The sequence below is a fragment of the Gemmatimonadaceae bacterium genome, assembly GCA_019752115.1.
In the GTDB taxonomy this organism is placed as follows: Bacteria; Gemmatimonadota; Gemmatimonadetes; order Gemmatimonadales; family Gemmatimonadaceae; genus Gemmatimonas.
In genome coordinates this window covers 149,306-167,004 of the sequence record JAIEMN010000002.1, presented here as the reverse complement: position 1 = coordinate 167,004, position 17,699 = coordinate 149,306, and the positions used below count along the sequence as shown (strand labels likewise).

The window sequence follows — 17,699 nt, the reverse complement described above, 5'->3', positions numbered from 1 at the left end:
AGGCGTCTACTCGTCGTCGGGCTCGCCCAGCGCTTCGCTCCACTCCGCGGCGGGGAGGGCGAGCACAAACTGCGTGGTGCCGGCGGGGCTATCGAGCAGGGTGAGCGTACCGTGCTGCGCCTCGGCGAGGGCCCGGGCAATCGCCAGTCCGAGGCCCACGCCCACGACACGCGACTGCGCGAGCGGCGTCCCGGCGCGCGTGAACGGTTCAAAGATGCGCTCGCGATCGGCGGCCGCGATCCCCGGGCCGATGTTCTCCACCGAAAAGCATAGCGCCGCGTCCCGGCGTCGCACCGCCAGCGTGATGTCGGTGTGCTCGGTTGCGTACTTCGCGGCATTCTCCACGAGATTCACGAGTATGCGGGTCGTGAGCAGCAGGTCGAAGCGCCCGGCCAGCACCTCCTCGCCCATCGGGAGATCCACGTGCAGTGTATGGGACTCGAGCCGCCCCGCACACTCGCGTGACACAGCCCCCACCAGATCTTCCGCCGGATAGGTCTCCACGCGCACCGGCAGCGCTCCGCCGCGGATGCGTGAGTAGTCCAGCAGCTCGCGTACCAGATGGCTCAGCCGCTCGGTCTCGTCGGCGACGAGTTGCCAGTCGTCATCTGCCGAGACGGAGCGACGCTCGGCCAGCGTGCGAATCGTGGTGAGCGGCGTGCGCAGATCGTGCGAGACCGTGGCCAGCAGGGCGTCCTTCATGCGGTTGGCTTCGGCCAGACCGCGGGCCTGTGCCGCTTCGAGCGCCAGGGCGGTTCGCTCCCGCGCCAGCCGCTCAATTTCGCGGCTGCGCGCTTCGGCCAGCTGCGCGCGGGCGCGGGCCACCGTCAGCAGCCGCGCCGCGACGAACGCCACGATGAGGAACGCGATCAGCTCCACAAAGTCGAGCCCACGCGTGATCTGCATGGTATCGAATGGCGTCTTGAAGAAGTACGTGAGCAGGGCAAAGCCCACGACGGCGAGCGTCATGCCGGCGGCGAAGCCGGTGGTGGCGCTCGCGCCGAGGACCACCAGCAGAATCGCGAGCGCCGCGTGGGTCTGCCCCACCGCGTCGCGGGTGGGCACCAGAATGCCCAGCACAAGCGCGAGTGCCGCGCACCAGAGCACCCAGAGCGCCGGCGTGCGCCACCGGGCGGCGTCCGACGTCACGAGGAGGCGTCGGGGGGCTCGAAGCGATAGCCCACACCCGGGTCGGTGACGAGATAGCGGGGCTCGGCCGGATTCGCCTCGATCTTGCGACGCAGGTGGGTCAGATGCACGCGCAGATGGAGACTCGCATCGCCGTACTCCCGATTCCACACGGCCATGAACAGCTGCCGATGCGTCATGGTGCGACCGCGTTGGGCCACCAGCACGCGCAAGAGCGTCCACTCCGTGGGCGTGAGGCGCAGCGGTTCGCCATCACGCGAGGCGATGCGGTGCTGCAGGTCCAGCGTGACGGCGCCCAGTTGCAGCAACGTCGGCGACGTCCCGGTGACGCGTTCGCGCACCCGACGTACGTGCGCCCGAATGCGGGCCACCAGCTCCGTGCTGCTGAAGGGCTTGGTGACGTAGTCGTCGGCCCCGGCGTCGAGCAGCGCCACCTTGTCCTGCTCATCATGCGCCGCACTCAGCACGATGATCGGGACCGAGGAGATGCCCCGGACCGCCTGACAGAGCGCCAGTCCGGGTTGATCGGGAAGCCCGAGATCGAGCACGATCGCGTCGAGCGTCTGCCGCGACGCGATCGCCAGCCCTTCCTGTGCGGTCGCCGCCTCGATCACTTCGGCGGCATGCTCGCGCAACACCTCGCGCAGGGCGTGGCGGACATGCGGGTCATCCTCCACGACCAGGAGGTTCAGGCGCACGTCCGTCATCGGCTCAGTAGTCCACCGGGCGCAGGTACGATTCACCGATCCCCGACTGGCTCACCAGCGCGGTGGCGGGCGGCCGACGCTTCCAGTGCGTGCCGTTGAGCCGCTTCGACACGATCTGAATCTCGTCGGGGGTGAACCCGCGCGCGCGCAGGGCTTCGTGCGAAAAGCCGTGGAGCATGTGGTTCAGAATGTCGTCGGCGCGCGGGTAGCTGATCCCCAGATCGCCCTCGTCCGTCTGACCGACGATGAGATCCGCCGTGGGCGCCTTGGTCACGATGACCTCCGGTACCCCCAAGTGGCGCGCGAGTTGCCACACCTGCGTCTTGTAGAGATCACCGATCGGATTCACGGGCGGCGAATCGTCGGCGTGCCAGGTGAAGTAGCCGAACAGGCGCTCGGTCTTGTTGCCCGTACCGAGAGGCAGGGCGCGATGGCGCGCCGAGAGATCGAAGAGCGCGATCATGCGCGTGCGTGCCATGACGTTGCCCCGACGCGCGCCATCGGCCTCCGGCTCGTTGGCCAGATAGCCATCCACCGCCGGCGAGATGTCGATCGTGCGGGACTCGATCCCCAGGGCGTCGATCACCAGCTGCGCGTGCGCCAGTGACTCGGCGCTGGACGTGCGGTACGGCAGCCGCACACCGATCACGTTCTCCTTGCCCAACGCGCGCACCGCGAGGGCCGCCGTCACCGCGGAATCGACGCCCCCGGAGATGCCGATGACTGCCCGGCCGAAGCCGCGACGGGTCATTTCGTCGTGCAGGAAGCCGGTCAGCCACTCCTCAGCCAGTTCCGCGTCCAGTGCGAGCGGCGGCGGGCCGCCGTGATCCTTGAGCCCCTGCCGGATGACCGGCAGCTGCTCCGGCAAGCCCCGGATGGGGGCCGCCGGGCGCGCCGCCGGTGGAATGGCAAACTCGCCGGTGTGGAAGTCGCGCGCGTGTCGAAGCAGGTCCGCGGCGGCCGGTTCGGGGCCGTCGTATGCCAGGACGGGCGGGACGCCGTCGGTCACCCGGCGCACGTTCTCGAGCACATGCGGCAGTGCCACGCGCAGGTCGCTGAGCAGCGGGCTGTCGGCGCGGGCGCGCACCAGATCGTCGAGATCGACGGTGATCGATACGAAAGACTCGTCCCACACCGGCGCGCGGCTGCGCACGTCGCCGGCGGGGCCTACCAGATGCGACGTCCCGAAGAAGCGCTTGCCACCTTCGGTGCCCACCAGATTCACGAAGCTGGCGAAGACGCCATGCTCTTCGGCGATATCGCGAATGAGCCGCTCCCAGCGCGCCGCGCTGTTCGGCCCCGGAATGCCGTCGGTGCGCGGCCATGGGCCACGCGCCGGCGCTGCCGATGACACGAAGACCACCTGGGCGCCATCGAGGGCGGCAAGCGTCCCGCTGATGGAGTGCCAGGCATCTTCGCAGACGAGCAGCGCGGCCCGCCCCCACGGCGTTTCGAACGCGCGGATGTCGGTACCGCGCTCCACGAAGCGCTCTTCGTCGAAGAGGCCGTACGTGGGCAGGAAGTTCTTGCGGTGCACGTGGCGCAGCACCGGTGGCCCATCGTCGAGGCCGATGGTGATGTACGCCGCAGCATTATGCAGCGTATCCCGCCACCGTTCGTAGAAGCCAATCACGACATCCAGGGGGACCGCGTCCATCCCCGCCGCCGCACACGCGGTGCGGTAGGCGTCATCGAGTTCGTAGGCCAGCGCGCCGGCGGTGAGCGCGACCTCGCGGACGCCGCCTTCGACGAAGTAGCCGGAGAGCGCCGTTTCCGGGAACTGCACGATCTGCGGGCGCGGCTCCAATGCGGCGGCCTGCGCGCACAGTCGGCCCACGCGGGCGAGGTTCGCGGCGGTGTCACCCTTGCGGGGCGCAAACTGACACAGCGCAATCGTAAGCGGTCGGATCGGTTCGACGGACATGCTGGAAAATACGCCCCGAGTCGCCCGAACCGTACCGGCTGAACCGTGTAAAATTCCGCTATGGCTTTTCTCCGCATGACCTGGTGCACCCGTCGCGCCACCATCGCCGCGATGGTGGCCATGTCGGCCGTTCCCGTCCTGCCCGGCGTGCTCCCCGCGCAGGGGGGCGCGCCCGCGGCGAGCGCCCCCGGTGCCGGTACCGGTGAACCGTGGCGCATCATCACCCCGCCGCAGGCCTCGGTGGTGCTCGCCCGAGATGGCGCCGTCATCGGTCAGTTCGGTCGCGAGCGGCGCATCAGTATCTCGGTCCGCAGCCTCCCCAAGTACGTCGGGCAGGCGTTCATCGCGGTCGAGGACAAACGCTTCTACCAGCACGATGGGGTGGACCTCGTCGGCGTCGCCGGTGCGCTCAAGGACGCCGTGACCAAGGGCGAAATGCGCGGGGCCAGCACCATTACGCAGCTCCTCGTGGGCAACATGCACCCCGATGTGATCGACCGGCGGGACAAGTCGCCGGGGCGCAAGCTGCGCGAGCAGCAGGCGGCGCGCGAGATGGAACGTCACTACAACAAGGAACAGATCCTTGAGGCGTTCCTGAACCAGATCTCCTTCGGGCGCGGCGCCTACGGCATCGAGATGGCGGCGCGCCAGTACTTCGGGAAAGGCGCCGCCGAGCTCACACTGGCCGAAGCGGCCAGTCTGGCCTCGATGCCCAAGAGCCCGGTGCTGTACGATCCGGCCAAGTACCCCGATCGCAATCGCGAGCGACGCAACACCGTCCTCGCGCTGATGGCCGCCCAAGGGTACATCACCGCCGCGCAGGCGAGCGCGGCGCAACGGGAACCGGTTCGCACGATCACCCCGAGCGCCGCCGTCGCGCCCTGGGTCACCGATGTCGTGCGCGTGCAGGCCGAACGCGCCGGCGTCCCCGTCACGCAGGGTGGCTATCGCATTCATACCACCATCGACGCCGGCCTGCAGCGCGCCGCGCAGCAGGCGCTCTCGAGCGGCATCGACGAGATCGAATCGCGCCCCGGCTTCCGTGGGCAGCGGTGTGCCGCGCGCGCCGACTCCTCGCCGCCCGCCGGCAAGAAGCCGCGCGTGGACGCCTGCCTCGAGGGGGCGGCCGTCGTGCTCGACCCAACGACCGGCGAAGTCCGCGCGCTCGTGGGGGGGCGTGATTACGCGCGCTCGAGCTTCAACCGTGCGGTCGACGGCAACCGCCAGCCCGGCTCAAGCTTCAAGGCGTTTGTCTATGCGCAGGCCATCGCGCAGGGGCTCACGCCCACTGCCCTCGTCGCCGACACGGCACTGCATCTCCGGCTCGACAACGGGCAGATCTACAGCCCCGACAACGCCGACAACACCTTCCTCGGCATGCTCACGCTGCGCGAGGCGCTGACGCGCTCGCGCAACCCGGTGGCAGTACAACTCGCACTCAGTGTCGGCATGGACTCGGTGACGGCGCTGGCGCGCCGCGCCGGCCTGCGCGCACCGATCGCCCCCTACCCGTCGAGTGCGCTCGGTGCGAGCGTCGTGCAGCCGCTCGACTTCGTGGCGGCCTATGCCAGCTTCGACAACGGAGGAGTCGGGGTCGATCCGCGCTTCATTGCCCGCATCGATGACCGCACCGGCAAGGCCGTGTTCTCGCCGCCGGGCTCGCCGGCGCGCCCCGCCATGGACCCGCGGGTGGCGTTCATCATGCGCGACATCATGACCGACGTCGTGAATCGCGGCACCGCGACGGCCCTCCGGAAGATCGTTCCACCGCAGGTCCGCGTTGCGGGCAAGACCGGGACAACGAACGACAATACCGATGTCTGGTTCGTGGGCATGACCCCGGAGCTCGTGCTCGGGGTCTGGCTCGGTTTCGACAAGCCGGCGATGATCGCGCCCGGCGCTGCCGGTGGCACGCTGGCGGCCCCCATCGCTGGACGGATCATCGCCGCCGCATACGGGAGCAAACCCAGTGGTGCATGGACCCCGCCACCGGGCCTCGTCTCCGCGGAAATGGACCGCACCACCGGCAAGCCCGCCGACGCCAAAACCCTCGCCGAAAACCGCTATACAGAGTGGTTTCTGCTCGGCACCGAGCCCGGGGCGCTCAGCTGGCCCTGGAGCCTCTTCCGGATGGGACCGATCGGTCCATGATCGATCTAATCTAAGTCGTTGATATATAACGACTTATAAAACCCTACCGGAATGTCGGGGAGAATCGTGCGCCAGGCACAGTTTGCCCTACGGAGCATTACGGACGCGAACTGGTAGAGAACCGGAATTGTTTGCGCCGGTTCCAATGCCGATCTATGTGTCCATGACGCCCACTGATGTGCTCCCGTTCCGCCGCCCTGTTGCGACGACGCACCCCGCGGCCCCCGCCACGACCGGTTCGACCCGGGGTGGCACCGGCATCGTGATGATGAACCTGGGTGGACCGGCCACGCTCGACGATGTGGAGCCATTCCTGCTCCGCCTCTTCGCCGACCGGGAGATCATCCAACTCCCCTGGCAGGATGTGCTGGGGAAGTTCATCGCCACGCGCCGCGCGCCCAAGGTGCGCAAGCTGTATGAGCGCATCGGTGGCGGATCGCCGATTCTCAAGTGGACCTCGCTGCAGGGCGAAGCGATGTGCAAGCGGCTCGACGAAATGTCGCCGGAGACGGCCCCGCACAAGTTCTACGTGGCGTTCCGCTACACGCACCCGTTCGCGGATGATGCGCTGCAGCAGATGAAGGCCGACGGCATCACGCGCGCGGTGGCCTTCACGCAGTATCCGCAGTGGTCGTGCTCCACGACCGGCTCGAGCCTGAACGATCTGTGGCGCGCCGCCGAGCGGACGGGAACCAAGGACGCGTTCGAGTGGAGCATCATCGACCGGTGGGGCGAGCACCCGGGCTTTGTGCGCGCCATGGCCAGCGCGGTGGAGGATGGCCTCGAGCAGTATCCCGAGGCCGAACGCGATGACGTGCTGGTGCTGTTCAGTGCGCACTCGCTGCCGCTCAAGGTGATCGATCGCGGGGATGCGTACCCCGCCGAGATCGGCGCCACCGTGAGCCGCGTGGTGGAGGCAATCGGCCTCCGCAATCCGTACATGGTGAGCTACCAGTCGGAAGTCGGCCCGCTCCGTTGGTTGGGGCCGAGCACGGAAACGGTCATCGAGCAACTCGGGCATCGCGGCGAGAAGAATCTGCTCGTGGTGCCGATCGCCTTCACGAGCGATCACATCGAAACGCTGTCGGAGCTCGACCTCGAATACGGGGAGTTGGCCCACAATCTCGGCATGACGGGCTACAAGCGGGCGCCGGCCCTCAACGGCCGCACCGAGTTCCTCGACGCGCTCGCCGATATCGTCTTCGAGCACCTCGCCGAGGGGAAGCCGTTCGGTCCGAACTACCGTCGCAAGTGCCCTGGCTGCACCAACGCGGCCTGCCGCGGTGTGCCGTCACGACTCGCGGCGGCCTCCCCGATGGCGGCGACGGTGGCAACGCCGTCGGCCTGTGTGTCCGCGGCGCATCACGAGGCGCTGGAAGAGTCGGTGGCCGGTCTCTGATCGAGGCGTCCATGTTCCTGCTCCCCTTCCACGTCGTCAGCTGCTCACACGAACACAATGAGCATGATCTGATCGGTCGCCTGCGGCTCACGCCGGAGCGGCTCGAGCAGGCGCTGGTGGCGCTCCAGGGGCAGGGGGCCAACGCGGTGCTGCTCAGCACCTGTCATCGCACCGAGTTGTACTGGTGGGGTGAGGACGACCTCGGCGCGTGGTTCCACGACACCCTCGTCCGCCGTGTGCGCGGCGGCGAGGCGTTGTTCGTGGACCGCGCGGACGCCGACCTGGCGGTGCGGCATCTCTTTGCCGTGACCGCCGGTATGCGCTCGGCGCGCTTCGGCGAGCCGGAGATTGCCGGTCAGCTCAAGCGTGCGTGGCAGGCGGCGCATGATGCAGGCATGGCGCAGGGGCCGATCGATCGCCTCTTCCGGCAGGCCGTGGACGCGTCGCGCCACATTCGCGCGGCGATGGGCACCGACGCGGACCCATCGCTCGGCAAGCGTGTCCGCGACTGCATAGCGCGCCAGGTCGGTGCGTCGTATGACACGACCCGCCCGCGCGAAGTGCTGGTGGTAGGGTCGGGTGATGCGGCCCGCACGGTGCTCGAGGCGCTTCGTCTTGAGCCAGTGGCGGGCGTGCGCGCGACCGTCACCTCGCGCACCGATGCGCGCGCGGAAGCCCTCGCGCACACCTTCCACGTGCCCGTGGCACCGTGGGCCACGCGGGATGACGCGGTGGCGAAGGCCGATGTGGTGGTGTTCGCGGTGCACGTGACATCGCCCATGGTCGGCGGGATGACGCAGGCGCTGGCGCTGCCTCGCCGCGCCAATCGCGCCCTCTGGATCGATCTCGGCGTACCGGGTGCGATCGCGGTGGGCTTTGCGGCCCCCGGCATCGAGGTGGTGACGCTCGACCAGCTCGAAGACGCCGCCGCGCCCGCCATTCGCGAGGCGCGCGCGCGTCGCGCGAGTATCGCGCTGCAGCAAGAACTCGCCCGCTGCGCGCGCGAAACCCACCGCGTGCAACTCGGCCAGCGTCTCGGCGCCCTCGAAGAGCAGGCGGTCGCCTTCGCCACCGCGCACGGCGATGAGCCCGCCGACGAAGTCGCCCGACGAGTGGCGCGATTGGTACTGCGAGAGCTGACGCGCGCCTGAACGGCGGGTACGACGGAAGCCTGTACATCGGAAGCTGAACATCGGAAGCCGAACATCGGGAACTGCGGTTCTCGCCGTCCAGCTCCCGCGGTTCAGCTTCCGCAGTACAGGCTTCCGCCGTTATCGCAGTGCAGTCACCAGCGCCCGCACCACGCCCCGCACCTGCCCCCCGCTGATCGCTCCCATCAGGCAGATCTGCACCCAGTTCCGCGCGCGGAGGTACTCGCTCTCGAACGCGATGTCCCATCCCTGCCCGCGTAGGGCGTCCCCCACGCATTGTGCATCCACCTCCGGGGGCAACGCGATGGTATGCACCACGGGTGATGCGACCGCCGCAGGAGCGAGCACGGTGAGACCGGCGGCGCTGAGCGACTGTCGCAGCCAGGCGCTCCATCGTACGCGCTCCGTGTACGTAGCTGACCAGTCCTTGGCTGTGAGCGCGGCATCGAGCGCTGCGAGCAGGTTGGACGATTGCGTGAAGGGCACCCCGCCTGATGCCACGGCGTAGCCGAGGTCGAGATAGCGCGGGATGTTGGCGTGGGGGGCCGGGGTGTCCTCGTGCAGGACGATCGCGATGCCCGGATAGGCGCCGATAGCCTTCCCGCTGACGGCGCTCGCCATCCACACGCCGGCGAGCGACAGCGGGAGCGCACCCAGGCTGCTGATGGCATCGAGCGCGAGGCGCGCGTCGTGCGCACTGGCGATGCGGCGCAGCGCGTCGAGATCGTTCACCACCCCGGTGGACGTTTCGGAGTGGACCGCCCAGAGCCAGGTGGCCTGCGCTTCGCGCATGGCGAGCTCGACGCCGTCCCAATCCATGGGCTCGCCCCACGGCGCGGACACCACCGTATGCCGCAAGCCGAGCCGACGTGCGTGATCCACCAGACGCTGACCAAACTCGCCGTTCGCGAGCACGACGCCGCGGCCCGGCAGCTGCGCCAGCTGCGCGCCCACGACATCGTTCGCGAGGGTCCCCGAGCCGAGCAGCAACGAGCCGTGACGCGCGTGGGTGCGTGCGCACAGCGCCGCGCGGACCCGCGCATGCTGCGCGAGGAAGTCGGTGGCGCGATGGGAGGTCGGCGGCTCGGCGAAGGCGCGGCGCACGGCGTCGTACATCGCCACGGGTCCCGGCAGAAAGCGTCCACCTGTCGGACGTGCCACCCGCGATGTCAGTGAGGCGGTATCCGGCCACAGCGACGCGCGCGCCGCCACGGTTTCCAACTCGAGATACATCGGCTGATACTCGGCACCGGGCGTCCCGATGCGATGGGCGAAGGGCACGCACCCCATGTGACCATAGAGGGCAAGCTGCCGTGTGGTACCCGAGAGCACACCCAGGTCGAAGCCCTGCCCGACAAAGTGGGCAATGAGCGTTTGCAGCAGGCGCGCGAGGACCCGGGTGGCACGATACGCTGGGTCTACCGCCAGCAGACGGATCTCCACGGCGCGTGTGTGCGGCGGCAGCCACGTATCGATGGGGCCCAGCTTCTGGTCGAGCGAAAAGGGGCGCTGCGCCCGACCGCACACCATGCCCACCACCTCACCGTCGACCTCGTACACGACATAGAGATTCTCGTCGTGGAACCGGTCCACCAGCCGACGCTCGGCGTTCGGCGGGTGCTGCGGGATTTCCTCGACGAACGTGCGGTAGTTGAGACGGTGGATCGCCTCCATGTCGTCGGGCGTCGCGAGGCGCGCCCGGCCAGCCGTGGCCGCGGTCGTTGAGGGCATGGCGTCAACTTGCCCCGCGGTTCGCATTCCCGGAATACGTCAGATGACGGATGGGCTGACACAAAGTTGCCCATCACGCCGTTGGAACGCATCGTAGCGGCCACGCTTGTCCGATTCCTGAACTGCGAGCCATATGACTCTCCGCATCGACCGCATCGCGAAGACCTACCCCAACGGGGTCCGCGCCCTTCACGACATCTCGCTCACGATCCCGCCGGGGATGTTCGGGCTGTTGGGGCCCAATGGCGCCGGCAAGTCGTCGCTGATGCGGACGATCGCCACCCTCCAGCCGCCCGACAGCGGGAGCATCACCTTCCGCGACATCGACGTGCTCAAGGAGCCGGAGCGGTTGCGCTCCCAGCTGGGCTATCTGCCGCAGGAGTTTGGGCTCTACCCCAACATGCCCGCCGAGGCGATCCTCGATCACTTTGCCACCCTCAAGGGCGTCGTGAACCCCGGCGAGCGCAAGGATCTGGTGGGCACGCTGCTGCAGCAGGTCAACCTGTACGACGTGCGCAAGAAGAGCGTCGGCGGCTACTCCGGCGGCATGAAGCAGCGGCTGGGGATCGCCATCGCCCTTGCCGGCAGCCCCAAGCTGCTCATCGTGGACGAGCCCACGGCCGGTCTCGATCCCACCGAGCGCAACCGCTTTCTCAATCTGCTCGCCGACATCGGCGAGGATGTCGTCGTGATTCTCTCCACGCACATCGTCGAGGATGTGCGTGAGCTGTGCTCGCAGATGGCGATCATCAACAAGGGGCAGGTGGTGGTGCAGGGCGAGCCCGAGCGCATTATCGACGAAGTGCGCGGCCGCATCTGGCGCCGCACGATCCCGCGCGCGCAGGCGGATGACTACAAGCGGCAGTATCAGGTGATCTCCACGCGCATGGCGGCCGGTAACACGGTGTTGCACGTCTATGCTGAGTCCAATCCCGGTGACGGATTCGCGGCGATGGAGCCGGACCTCGAGGATGTGTACTTCCACCGCTTGGCGGAGGTGTCCGGCGGACGCGTGCCGGTGGAGGCGTAATGTTCTGGCCGCTCTTTCGCTTTGAACTCCGGAGTCACTTCCGGCGGCCGGTCACGTGGCTGTATGTGGCCATCATGTTCGCCATGGCGTTCTTCACGCTGAGCACCGATGCCTTCCTGCAAGGGCAGGTGCTGGGGAAGGTCAAGAAGAACAGTCCGTACTCTCTGTCGCAGATCTACGGCATCCTGCTGGCCGTCGGCCAGATCATCACCAGTGCCCTGGTCGGCACCACCGTGCTGCGCGACTACGACGCCGGCGTGCACGAGATCCTCTTCAGTACGCGGATCACCCGCGGGGGATATCTGGGTGCCAAGTACGTGGCCGCGTTTCTGGCGATGCTCCTCGTCTTCGCCGCGCTTCCAGTCGGCGCAATGGTGGGGACATTCATGCCGTGGGTCGACACGACCACACTCCAGCCCTTTCAGTTCTGGCACTATTGGCAACCGTTCCTGCTGATCGGGGTGCCGGGCGTCTTCTTTCTGAGTGGTCTGCTCTTCGCGGTCGGGTCGCTGACTCGCAGCAACTTCTCGGTGTATGTGGCCGGTATTCTGCTGCTCGTGGGCTACTCGGTCGGCGACGATCTGGTCCGTCAGCTCGACAAGGATCAGCTCGCCAATCTCATCGATCCCTTCGCGCTGCGTTCGATCGATCTGGTGACGCGCTACTGGACGCCGGTCGAGAAGAATGCTCGCACGCTGCCGATCGTGGGCTTCATCGGGGCAAACCGTCTGCTGTGGGCAAGCATCGGGGCGCTCTTTCTGGCCCTGGCGTTCCGCTTCGTCCGTCTCGAGAAGCATGGCATGACGGTCTCCCGCAAGCGGAAGAAGGCCGAGGAGAAGGCGTTCGCGCCGTCGGCCACGCTGCGGCGGACTGCCAGGGCGTATCCGCCAACACCGGCCTTTGCCGGCTGGTGGAGTGTGACCCGCTTTCACGTGCAGTCGCTCATCCGGTCAGTGCCGTTCCTCGCCATCGCCGCCATCGGCTTCATCAACGTGCTGATGAACGGCTGGTATGCCGATCAGACGGGGCAGAACAAGAGCTGGCCGATGAGCTGGCTGATGGCCGAATCGTCCATCAACAGCGCGTCGCTGTTTATCGTGGTCCTGCTGACGTTCTACGCGGGCGAACTGGTGTGGCGTGAGCGGCAGGTGAAGCTCGATCAGGTGCTCGATGCCGCGCCGGTGCGCTCCTGGAGCATACTCAGCGGCAAGTACACCGCGATGGTGGTGCTGCTGCTCGTTTTCTCCACGGTCTGCATGCTCGGCAGCATGATGGTGCAGGTGCTCAAGGGCTATCCGCACATCGATCTGCCGGTGTACGCGCTGTACGTGTATCTCGCCGACTTCCCCGGCTGGCTGGTGATGACGGCCATCGCCTTTCTGGTGCAGTCGGTGGTCCCCCGGAAACCCATTGGCTACGTCGTGATCATTCTCGTGTGGGTCGGGAATGTCGCCATGATCAACATGGGGTACGACTACCGGCTGCTGCAGATTGGGACATCTCCGGCGTTGCGCTGGTCGGACCTCAACGGGACCGGGCCATATCTGGCCGCGTTCCCCGCGGTGCAGGCCTTCAATGCGTGTCTGGCGTTGCTGTTCCTGTCGCTCACGTACCTCGTATGGCAGCGCGGCACCCAGATGGCCGCGTTCGGCGCCCGACTGAAGGACCGCCTGTCACAAGGTACCGTATGGCTGGCGATGGGCAGCTCGGTCGGTGCCACGGCCGCCGGTGGCGTCTTCTACTACAACGCGAGCATCGAGAACCGCTACCTCACCCGGAAGGAAAGTGAGCGACGGCAGGCGGCCTACGAGCAGACGTGGCGGCGCTATGAGACGCTCACCGCTCCGCATGTGGTGGGCATCGCGCTCGACGTGGACTTCGAGCCGACGGCGGGTCGCGCGCGGGTTGGCAGCCGGTTCACCCTGATCAATCGACAGGCCACGCCAATCGACACCGTGCTCGTCAACGTCGCTGCCGATGCGCCGGGGCTGGCGGTGTCGCTCGACTCACTGGCGTTCGATCGCCCGTTCACCGTGCTCAAGACCGACACGGTCTTCGGCGTGCAGCTCATCAAGCTCGGCTCGCCGCTCCTGGCTGGGGATACGGTGCGCGTGCGCTCGGTGCAGCGCTTCCGCGTGCGCGGGTATCCGAGCGGACAGCCTGATCGCTCGCTGGTGGCCAATGGCACGTTCTTCAATCGAGACAAATTTCCCACCTTCTTCTACGACAACCAGAAGGAGCTGCAGAGCGACGAACTGCGCCGGAAGTACAAGCTGGCACTCCAGCGCCGCGGTAAGCCACGCACCGACAGTGCCTCGCTGTACCGGCAGTCGTTCCTGGCCGACGCCGACGCGGCCACGTTCACGGCAACCGTGAGTACCGATCCCGATCAGATCGCGATGGCGCCGGGCTATCTGCAGCGCGAGTGGACGCAGAGCGGGCGGCGCTACTTCACGTACACGATGGATGCGCCGATCGACAACTTTTTCTCGGTGCTGTCGGCCCGGTGGACGGTCACCAAGGCGCAGTGGCAGAACGTGAGTATCGAGGTGTATCACCATCCGACGCACACGTTCAACGTGCCGCGCATGATCGAGGCGTCCAAGGCGAGTCTGGCGTTTTACTCGCATGAGTTCGGGCCGTATCAGCACCGGCAGCTGCGCATCCTGGAGTTTCCGCGCTATGCCGGCTTCGCGCAGTCGTTTCCGAATACCGTGCCCTATTCGGAAGACATCGGTTTCGTGGCCCGGGTGGACACCACCAACATCGAAGATACGGACCTGCCGTACTTCGTCACCGCGCACGAGATCGCGCACCAGTGGTTCCCGTACCAGCGCATGCCCGCCGACGTGGAAGGCTCGCAGATGCTCTCCGAGTCGCTGTCGGAGTACGCCGCGCTCGTGATCACCGATCGTGCTCACGGGCGGCCATTCACGCAGAAGTTCCTGCGGGCCGAGCTTGAGCGGTATCTCCGTGGTCGGGCGGGCGAGACGAAGGGCGAGCATCCGCTCACGCGCGTGGACCTGCAGAGCTACATCTGGTATCAGAAGGGGTCGCTGGCGTTGTTCGCCCTACGCGATCTCATCGGCGAAAAGGCGCTGCATGGCGCGCTCCGGGCCTATCTAGACGAAGGACGTCAACACCCGGGGCCGCCGTACGCGACGTCGCTCGACCTGATGCGCCATATTCGCGCGGCCACGCCAGACTCCCTGCAGCAGGCGGTGGACGATTACTTCGAAGCGATCACGCTGTGGGACGTGAAGACCGACAGCGTGGTTGCCACGCCGCTGCCAGGCGGGCAGTTCAAGGTCACGGTGATCGGCACGGCCGTGAAGTTCCGTGCCGACTCGCTTGGTACCGAAACGCCCGCGCCGCTCAACGACTATATCGACGTGGGCCTGTTCGACGCGCCCAAGTCGGGCGCGCGCCTCGGCGATGTGATCGCGATCCGCAAGATCAAGGTGACCGGCGGTACGGTACGCGCCGAGTTCACCGTTCCTCGCAAGCCGGCGCGCGCGGGGATCGATCCGTACAATCTCCTGATCGACCGCGTACCGAGCGACAATTCCAAGGACGCGCGGTAGCGATCAATCTGGCTGGCGCGGGGGCCGGGTGTGAAAAAGGCCGCAGGTCTCTGGGCTTGGGAAGCCGAAGGGTTCCCAACCCCGGAGACTGCGGTCTTTTTCATAGCCGGCCTCCGCGCCGCGCCGCGCCGCGCCACGCCACGCCGCGCGCGAACGCCTCGTCTAGACGCCGACCAGCTCCTCGACTGCCGCGGCGGTCGACGCGTCGACCAGCGCGATCTTGAGCACGTCGCGCAGCGTCTCGACCGGGTGGAAGGTGAGCTGCTCGCGCACCTCGTCCGGCACGTCCTCGAGATCGGCCTCGTTGGCCTTCGGGATGATGACGTCCTTGATGCCGGCGCGGTGGGCGCCGAGCACCTTTTCCTTGACGCCACCAATCGGGAGCACGCGGCCGCGGAGCGTGATCTCGCCGGTCATCGACACATCGCGCCGCACCTTGCGGTTCGACATTTCGCTAACCAGCGCGGTCGCGATCGCGATGCCGGCACTCGGACCGTCCTTCGGAATTGCGCCAGCGGGCACATGAATATGCGCTTCGCTCGCGCTCGCCACGCGGTCGAGCGGGATCCCCAGCGCCTCGGCGTTGTTGGTCGCGTACGTCAGCGCCGCCCGCGCGCTTTCCTTCATGACGTCGCCGAGCTGGCCGGTCAGAATCAACGAGATCGGTCCCACGCGAACCACGTCGTCGCCCTCTGAGGTCTTCGGCCGCGTGGCGCCGCGCCGGATGCTCGCTTCCACGAACATGATGTCGCCGCCCATCGGCGTGTAGTACATGCCGGTGGCGATGCCCACCTCGTCGTGTTCGTTGGCACGCTCCGGATGGACCTTCGGGCGGCCGAGGAGATCGCGCACCTCGTCGCTGTCGATCTGCTTGTCGTCGATGGCCGTGGTATCACCCATCGCCACACGACGCGCCACCTTGCGGGCGACGGCACCGAGCTGGCGCTCCAACTGGCGGACGCCGCTTTCGCGGGTGTATTCACTGATGACCTTCATGACCGCCTCGTCGGTGAACGAGAGCTCGCGCTTGGCGAGACCGCTCTCCTCGAGCTGGCGGGGGATCAGATACGTCTTGGCGATCTCCGCCTTCTCCCGCTCGGTGTAGCCGCTGAACTCCACGACTTCCATGCGGTCGAGCAGTGGCCCCGGAATGTTCTGAATGAAGTTCGACGTGGCGATGAACAGCACTTCGCTCAGGTCGAACGGCACGCCCAGATAGTGATCGGTAAACGAGTCGTTCTGGGCCGGATCGAGCACTTCCAGCAGCGCGCTCGACGGATCGCCCTGGTACGACTGTCCGAGCTTGTCGACTTCGTCCAGCAGGAACACAGGATTCTTGGTGCCGGCCTGCTTCATCCCCTGGATGATGCGGCCGGGCATGGCGCCCACGTACGTGCGGCGATGGCCCCGGATGTCGGCTTCGTCGCGGGCACCACCCAGGGCCACGCGCACGTACTCGCGGCCGAGCGCGCGCGCGATCGACTTGGCGATGCTCGTCTTGCCCACACCCGGCGGGCCGTTGAACAGGAGGATCGGGCCACGCGCCATCGCGCGCGCCTTGGCTTCCTTGGTGTCGGTGATCGGTCGGTCGTCGTCGGCGCTGTTCAGCGTCGGCGTCGCATCCGTCGCTTCGCCCTTGAGCTTGGAGACCGGGAATTCGCCGGTCGTGGCGACTTCCGCGGCGACCTGCTGGGCCCGCAGCTGACGGACCGCGAGGAACTCGAGGACGCGATCCTTCACATCCTTGAGGCCATAGTGATCCTCATCAAGGATCTCACCGGCGCGCGCCAGCTCGAGGTGATCGTCGCTCCGCGTGTTCCACGGCAGCTCGGCGATCCACTCGAGGTAGGTGCGAATGACCTGCGCTTCCATGCTTTCGCGACCGGCACGCTCCAGGCGCCCCAGTTCGCGCTCCACCTCGGCGCGCCCCTCCTTGGAGAGGACGAGCTTGTTGAGCTTCTCCCGCAGCTCGGCGATCTCCTTGGAGGAGTCGTCGTCGCCGAGTTCCTTCTGAATGGCCTTGAGCTGCTCGCGCAGGAACATCTCGCGCTGGCGTTCGCCGAGCTCTTCCTGCACCTGGCTCTTGATGTCTTCCTGCGCCTCGAGCAGGCCAATCTGGCGCTGCACGTGCACCAGCACGCGGCGGAGGCGCTCTTCCACGCTGAGCGTTTCGAGCAGCCCCTGCTTCTCGGGCACGGTGAGTTCGATGTAGCCGGCCACGAGGTCGGAGAAGCGGCCAGCGTCCTCGACCGAGTCGAGCACCTGGTGCACCACTTCCTCGGGGAGCCCGCGCTTCTCACCCAACTCGGCCGCGCGCTCGCGCGCTTCCTTATGGAGCGCTTCGAACGCCGGGTCCTTGAGGTTGAGCGGCAGCATTTCTTCGGCTTGCACCGTGACCGCGGTGAGATAGCCGTCGGTTTCCCCGTACTGCAGTGCCGTGGCGCGCTGTTCACCCTGCAACAGCAGCTGCACGCCGCCGAGCCCGCGCTGGATCTGCCCGATGCGGGCAATCACGCCGGTGGTGAAGAGAATGTCCGACGTGGGTTCCTCGGTGTTGTCCCGCTGCGCGACAGCAAAGACCAGCCGGTCACCCTTGAGCGCCGTTTCGATGGCGCGCAGGGTGCCAGGGCGGCCCGCCGCAATAAGGGCGGTGATCCCGGGGAACATGACCGTCCCGCGCAGTGGCAGGACCGGAAGCGTGAGGCGCTGACCCATAATCGACAAATCCTGAGCAGAGAGATGAGGCGACCATCTTCCGGCACGATTCGCACCGTGCGGGAGCCGCCATCCCGGCAGGTCTGGGGAATGTGCACCCGTGCGCTGGCGCCGGCTTGGCGGGGAGGTGCCGGATTGGCGGGAGAGGGACCGGAGGT

At 67.3% G+C, this 17,699-nt stretch carries 10 protein-coding genes; 5 read left to right on the top strand and 5 right to left on the bottom strand.

Going from position 1 to position 17,699, the window contains the following annotated elements:
• Positions 1–6: 6 nt before the first annotated feature.
• The 3 genes from K2R93_01030 to K2R93_01020 are packed head-to-tail and all read right to left on the bottom strand — an operon-like array spanning position 7 to position 3,780.
• Complete coding sequence (locus K2R93_01030) at positions 7–1,149, bottom strand: PAS domain-containing sensor histidine kinase (protein ID MBY0488396.1); 1,143 nt, start codon at positions 1,147–1,149, stop codon at positions 7–9.
• Positions 1,146–1,856: a response regulator transcription factor gene (locus tag K2R93_01025; protein MBY0488395.1), complete on the bottom strand. Its 711-nt coding sequence runs from the start codon at positions 1,854–1,856 to the stop codon at positions 1,146–1,148. The genes K2R93_01030 and K2R93_01025 overlap by 4 nt, the downstream gene beginning before the upstream one ends.
• A 4-nt stretch (positions 1,857–1,860) precedes the next feature.
• Positions 1,861–3,780, bottom strand: coding sequence for an NAD+ synthase (locus K2R93_01020; GenBank protein ID MBY0488394.1), 1,920 nt, complete (start codon positions 3,778–3,780; stop codon positions 1,861–1,863).
• A 60-nt stretch (positions 3,781–3,840) separates the two neighbouring features.
• Between K2R93_01020 and K2R93_01015 the strand changes: the two genes are divergently transcribed.
• The 3 genes from K2R93_01015 (at position 3,841) to K2R93_01005 (ending at position 8,481) form a co-directional block, all read left to right on the top strand.
• Entirely contained in the window at positions 3,841–5,931 is a 2,091-nt protein-coding gene (locus tag K2R93_01015) for a PBP1A family penicillin-binding protein (protein ID MBY0488393.1), read from the top strand.
• A 163-nt stretch (positions 5,932–6,094) separates the two neighbouring features.
• A complete protein-coding gene (hemH, locus tag K2R93_01010) occupies positions 6,095–7,330 on the top strand; it encodes a ferrochelatase (GenBank protein ID MBY0488392.1) in 1,236 nt (411 codons plus the stop codon).
• A gap of 11 nt (positions 7,331–7,341) precedes the next feature.
• Positions 7,342–8,481 carry an NAD(P)-binding domain-containing protein gene (locus K2R93_01005; protein ID MBY0488391.1) on the top strand — a complete coding sequence of 380 codons (1,140 nt, stop codon included), beginning with the start codon at positions 7,342–7,344 and terminating at the stop codon, positions 8,479–8,481.
• A gap of 120 nt (positions 8,482–8,601) precedes the next feature.
• Here K2R93_01005 and K2R93_01000 read toward each other — a convergent pair whose 3' ends face one another.
• Entirely contained in the window at positions 8,602–10,212 is a 1,611-nt protein-coding gene (locus K2R93_01000) for a GNAT family N-acetyltransferase (GenBank protein MBY0488390.1), read from the bottom strand.
• Positions 10,213–10,345: 133 nt separating this feature from the next.
• On the opposite strand from K2R93_01000, the gene K2R93_00995 reads away from it, so the two are divergent.
• Positions 10,346–11,242 carry an ABC transporter ATP-binding protein gene (locus tag K2R93_00995; GenBank protein ID MBY0488389.1) on the top strand — a complete coding sequence of 299 codons (897 nt, stop codon included), beginning with the start codon at positions 10,346–10,348 and terminating at the stop codon, positions 11,240–11,242.
• Entirely contained in the window at positions 11,242–14,826 is a 3,585-nt protein-coding gene (locus tag K2R93_00990) for an ABC transporter permease (protein MBY0488388.1), read from the top strand. The genes K2R93_00995 and K2R93_00990 overlap by 1 nt, the downstream gene beginning before the upstream one ends.
• A 162-nt stretch (positions 14,827–14,988) precedes the next feature.
• Here K2R93_00990 and lon read toward each other — a convergent pair whose 3' ends face one another.
• On the bottom strand, positions 14,989–17,541 hold the full coding sequence (gene lon / locus K2R93_00985; GenBank protein MBY0488387.1) for an endopeptidase La: 2,553 nt from the start codon (positions 17,539–17,541) through the stop codon (positions 14,989–14,991).
• Between the last annotated feature and the right edge of the window lie 158 nt (positions 17,542–17,699).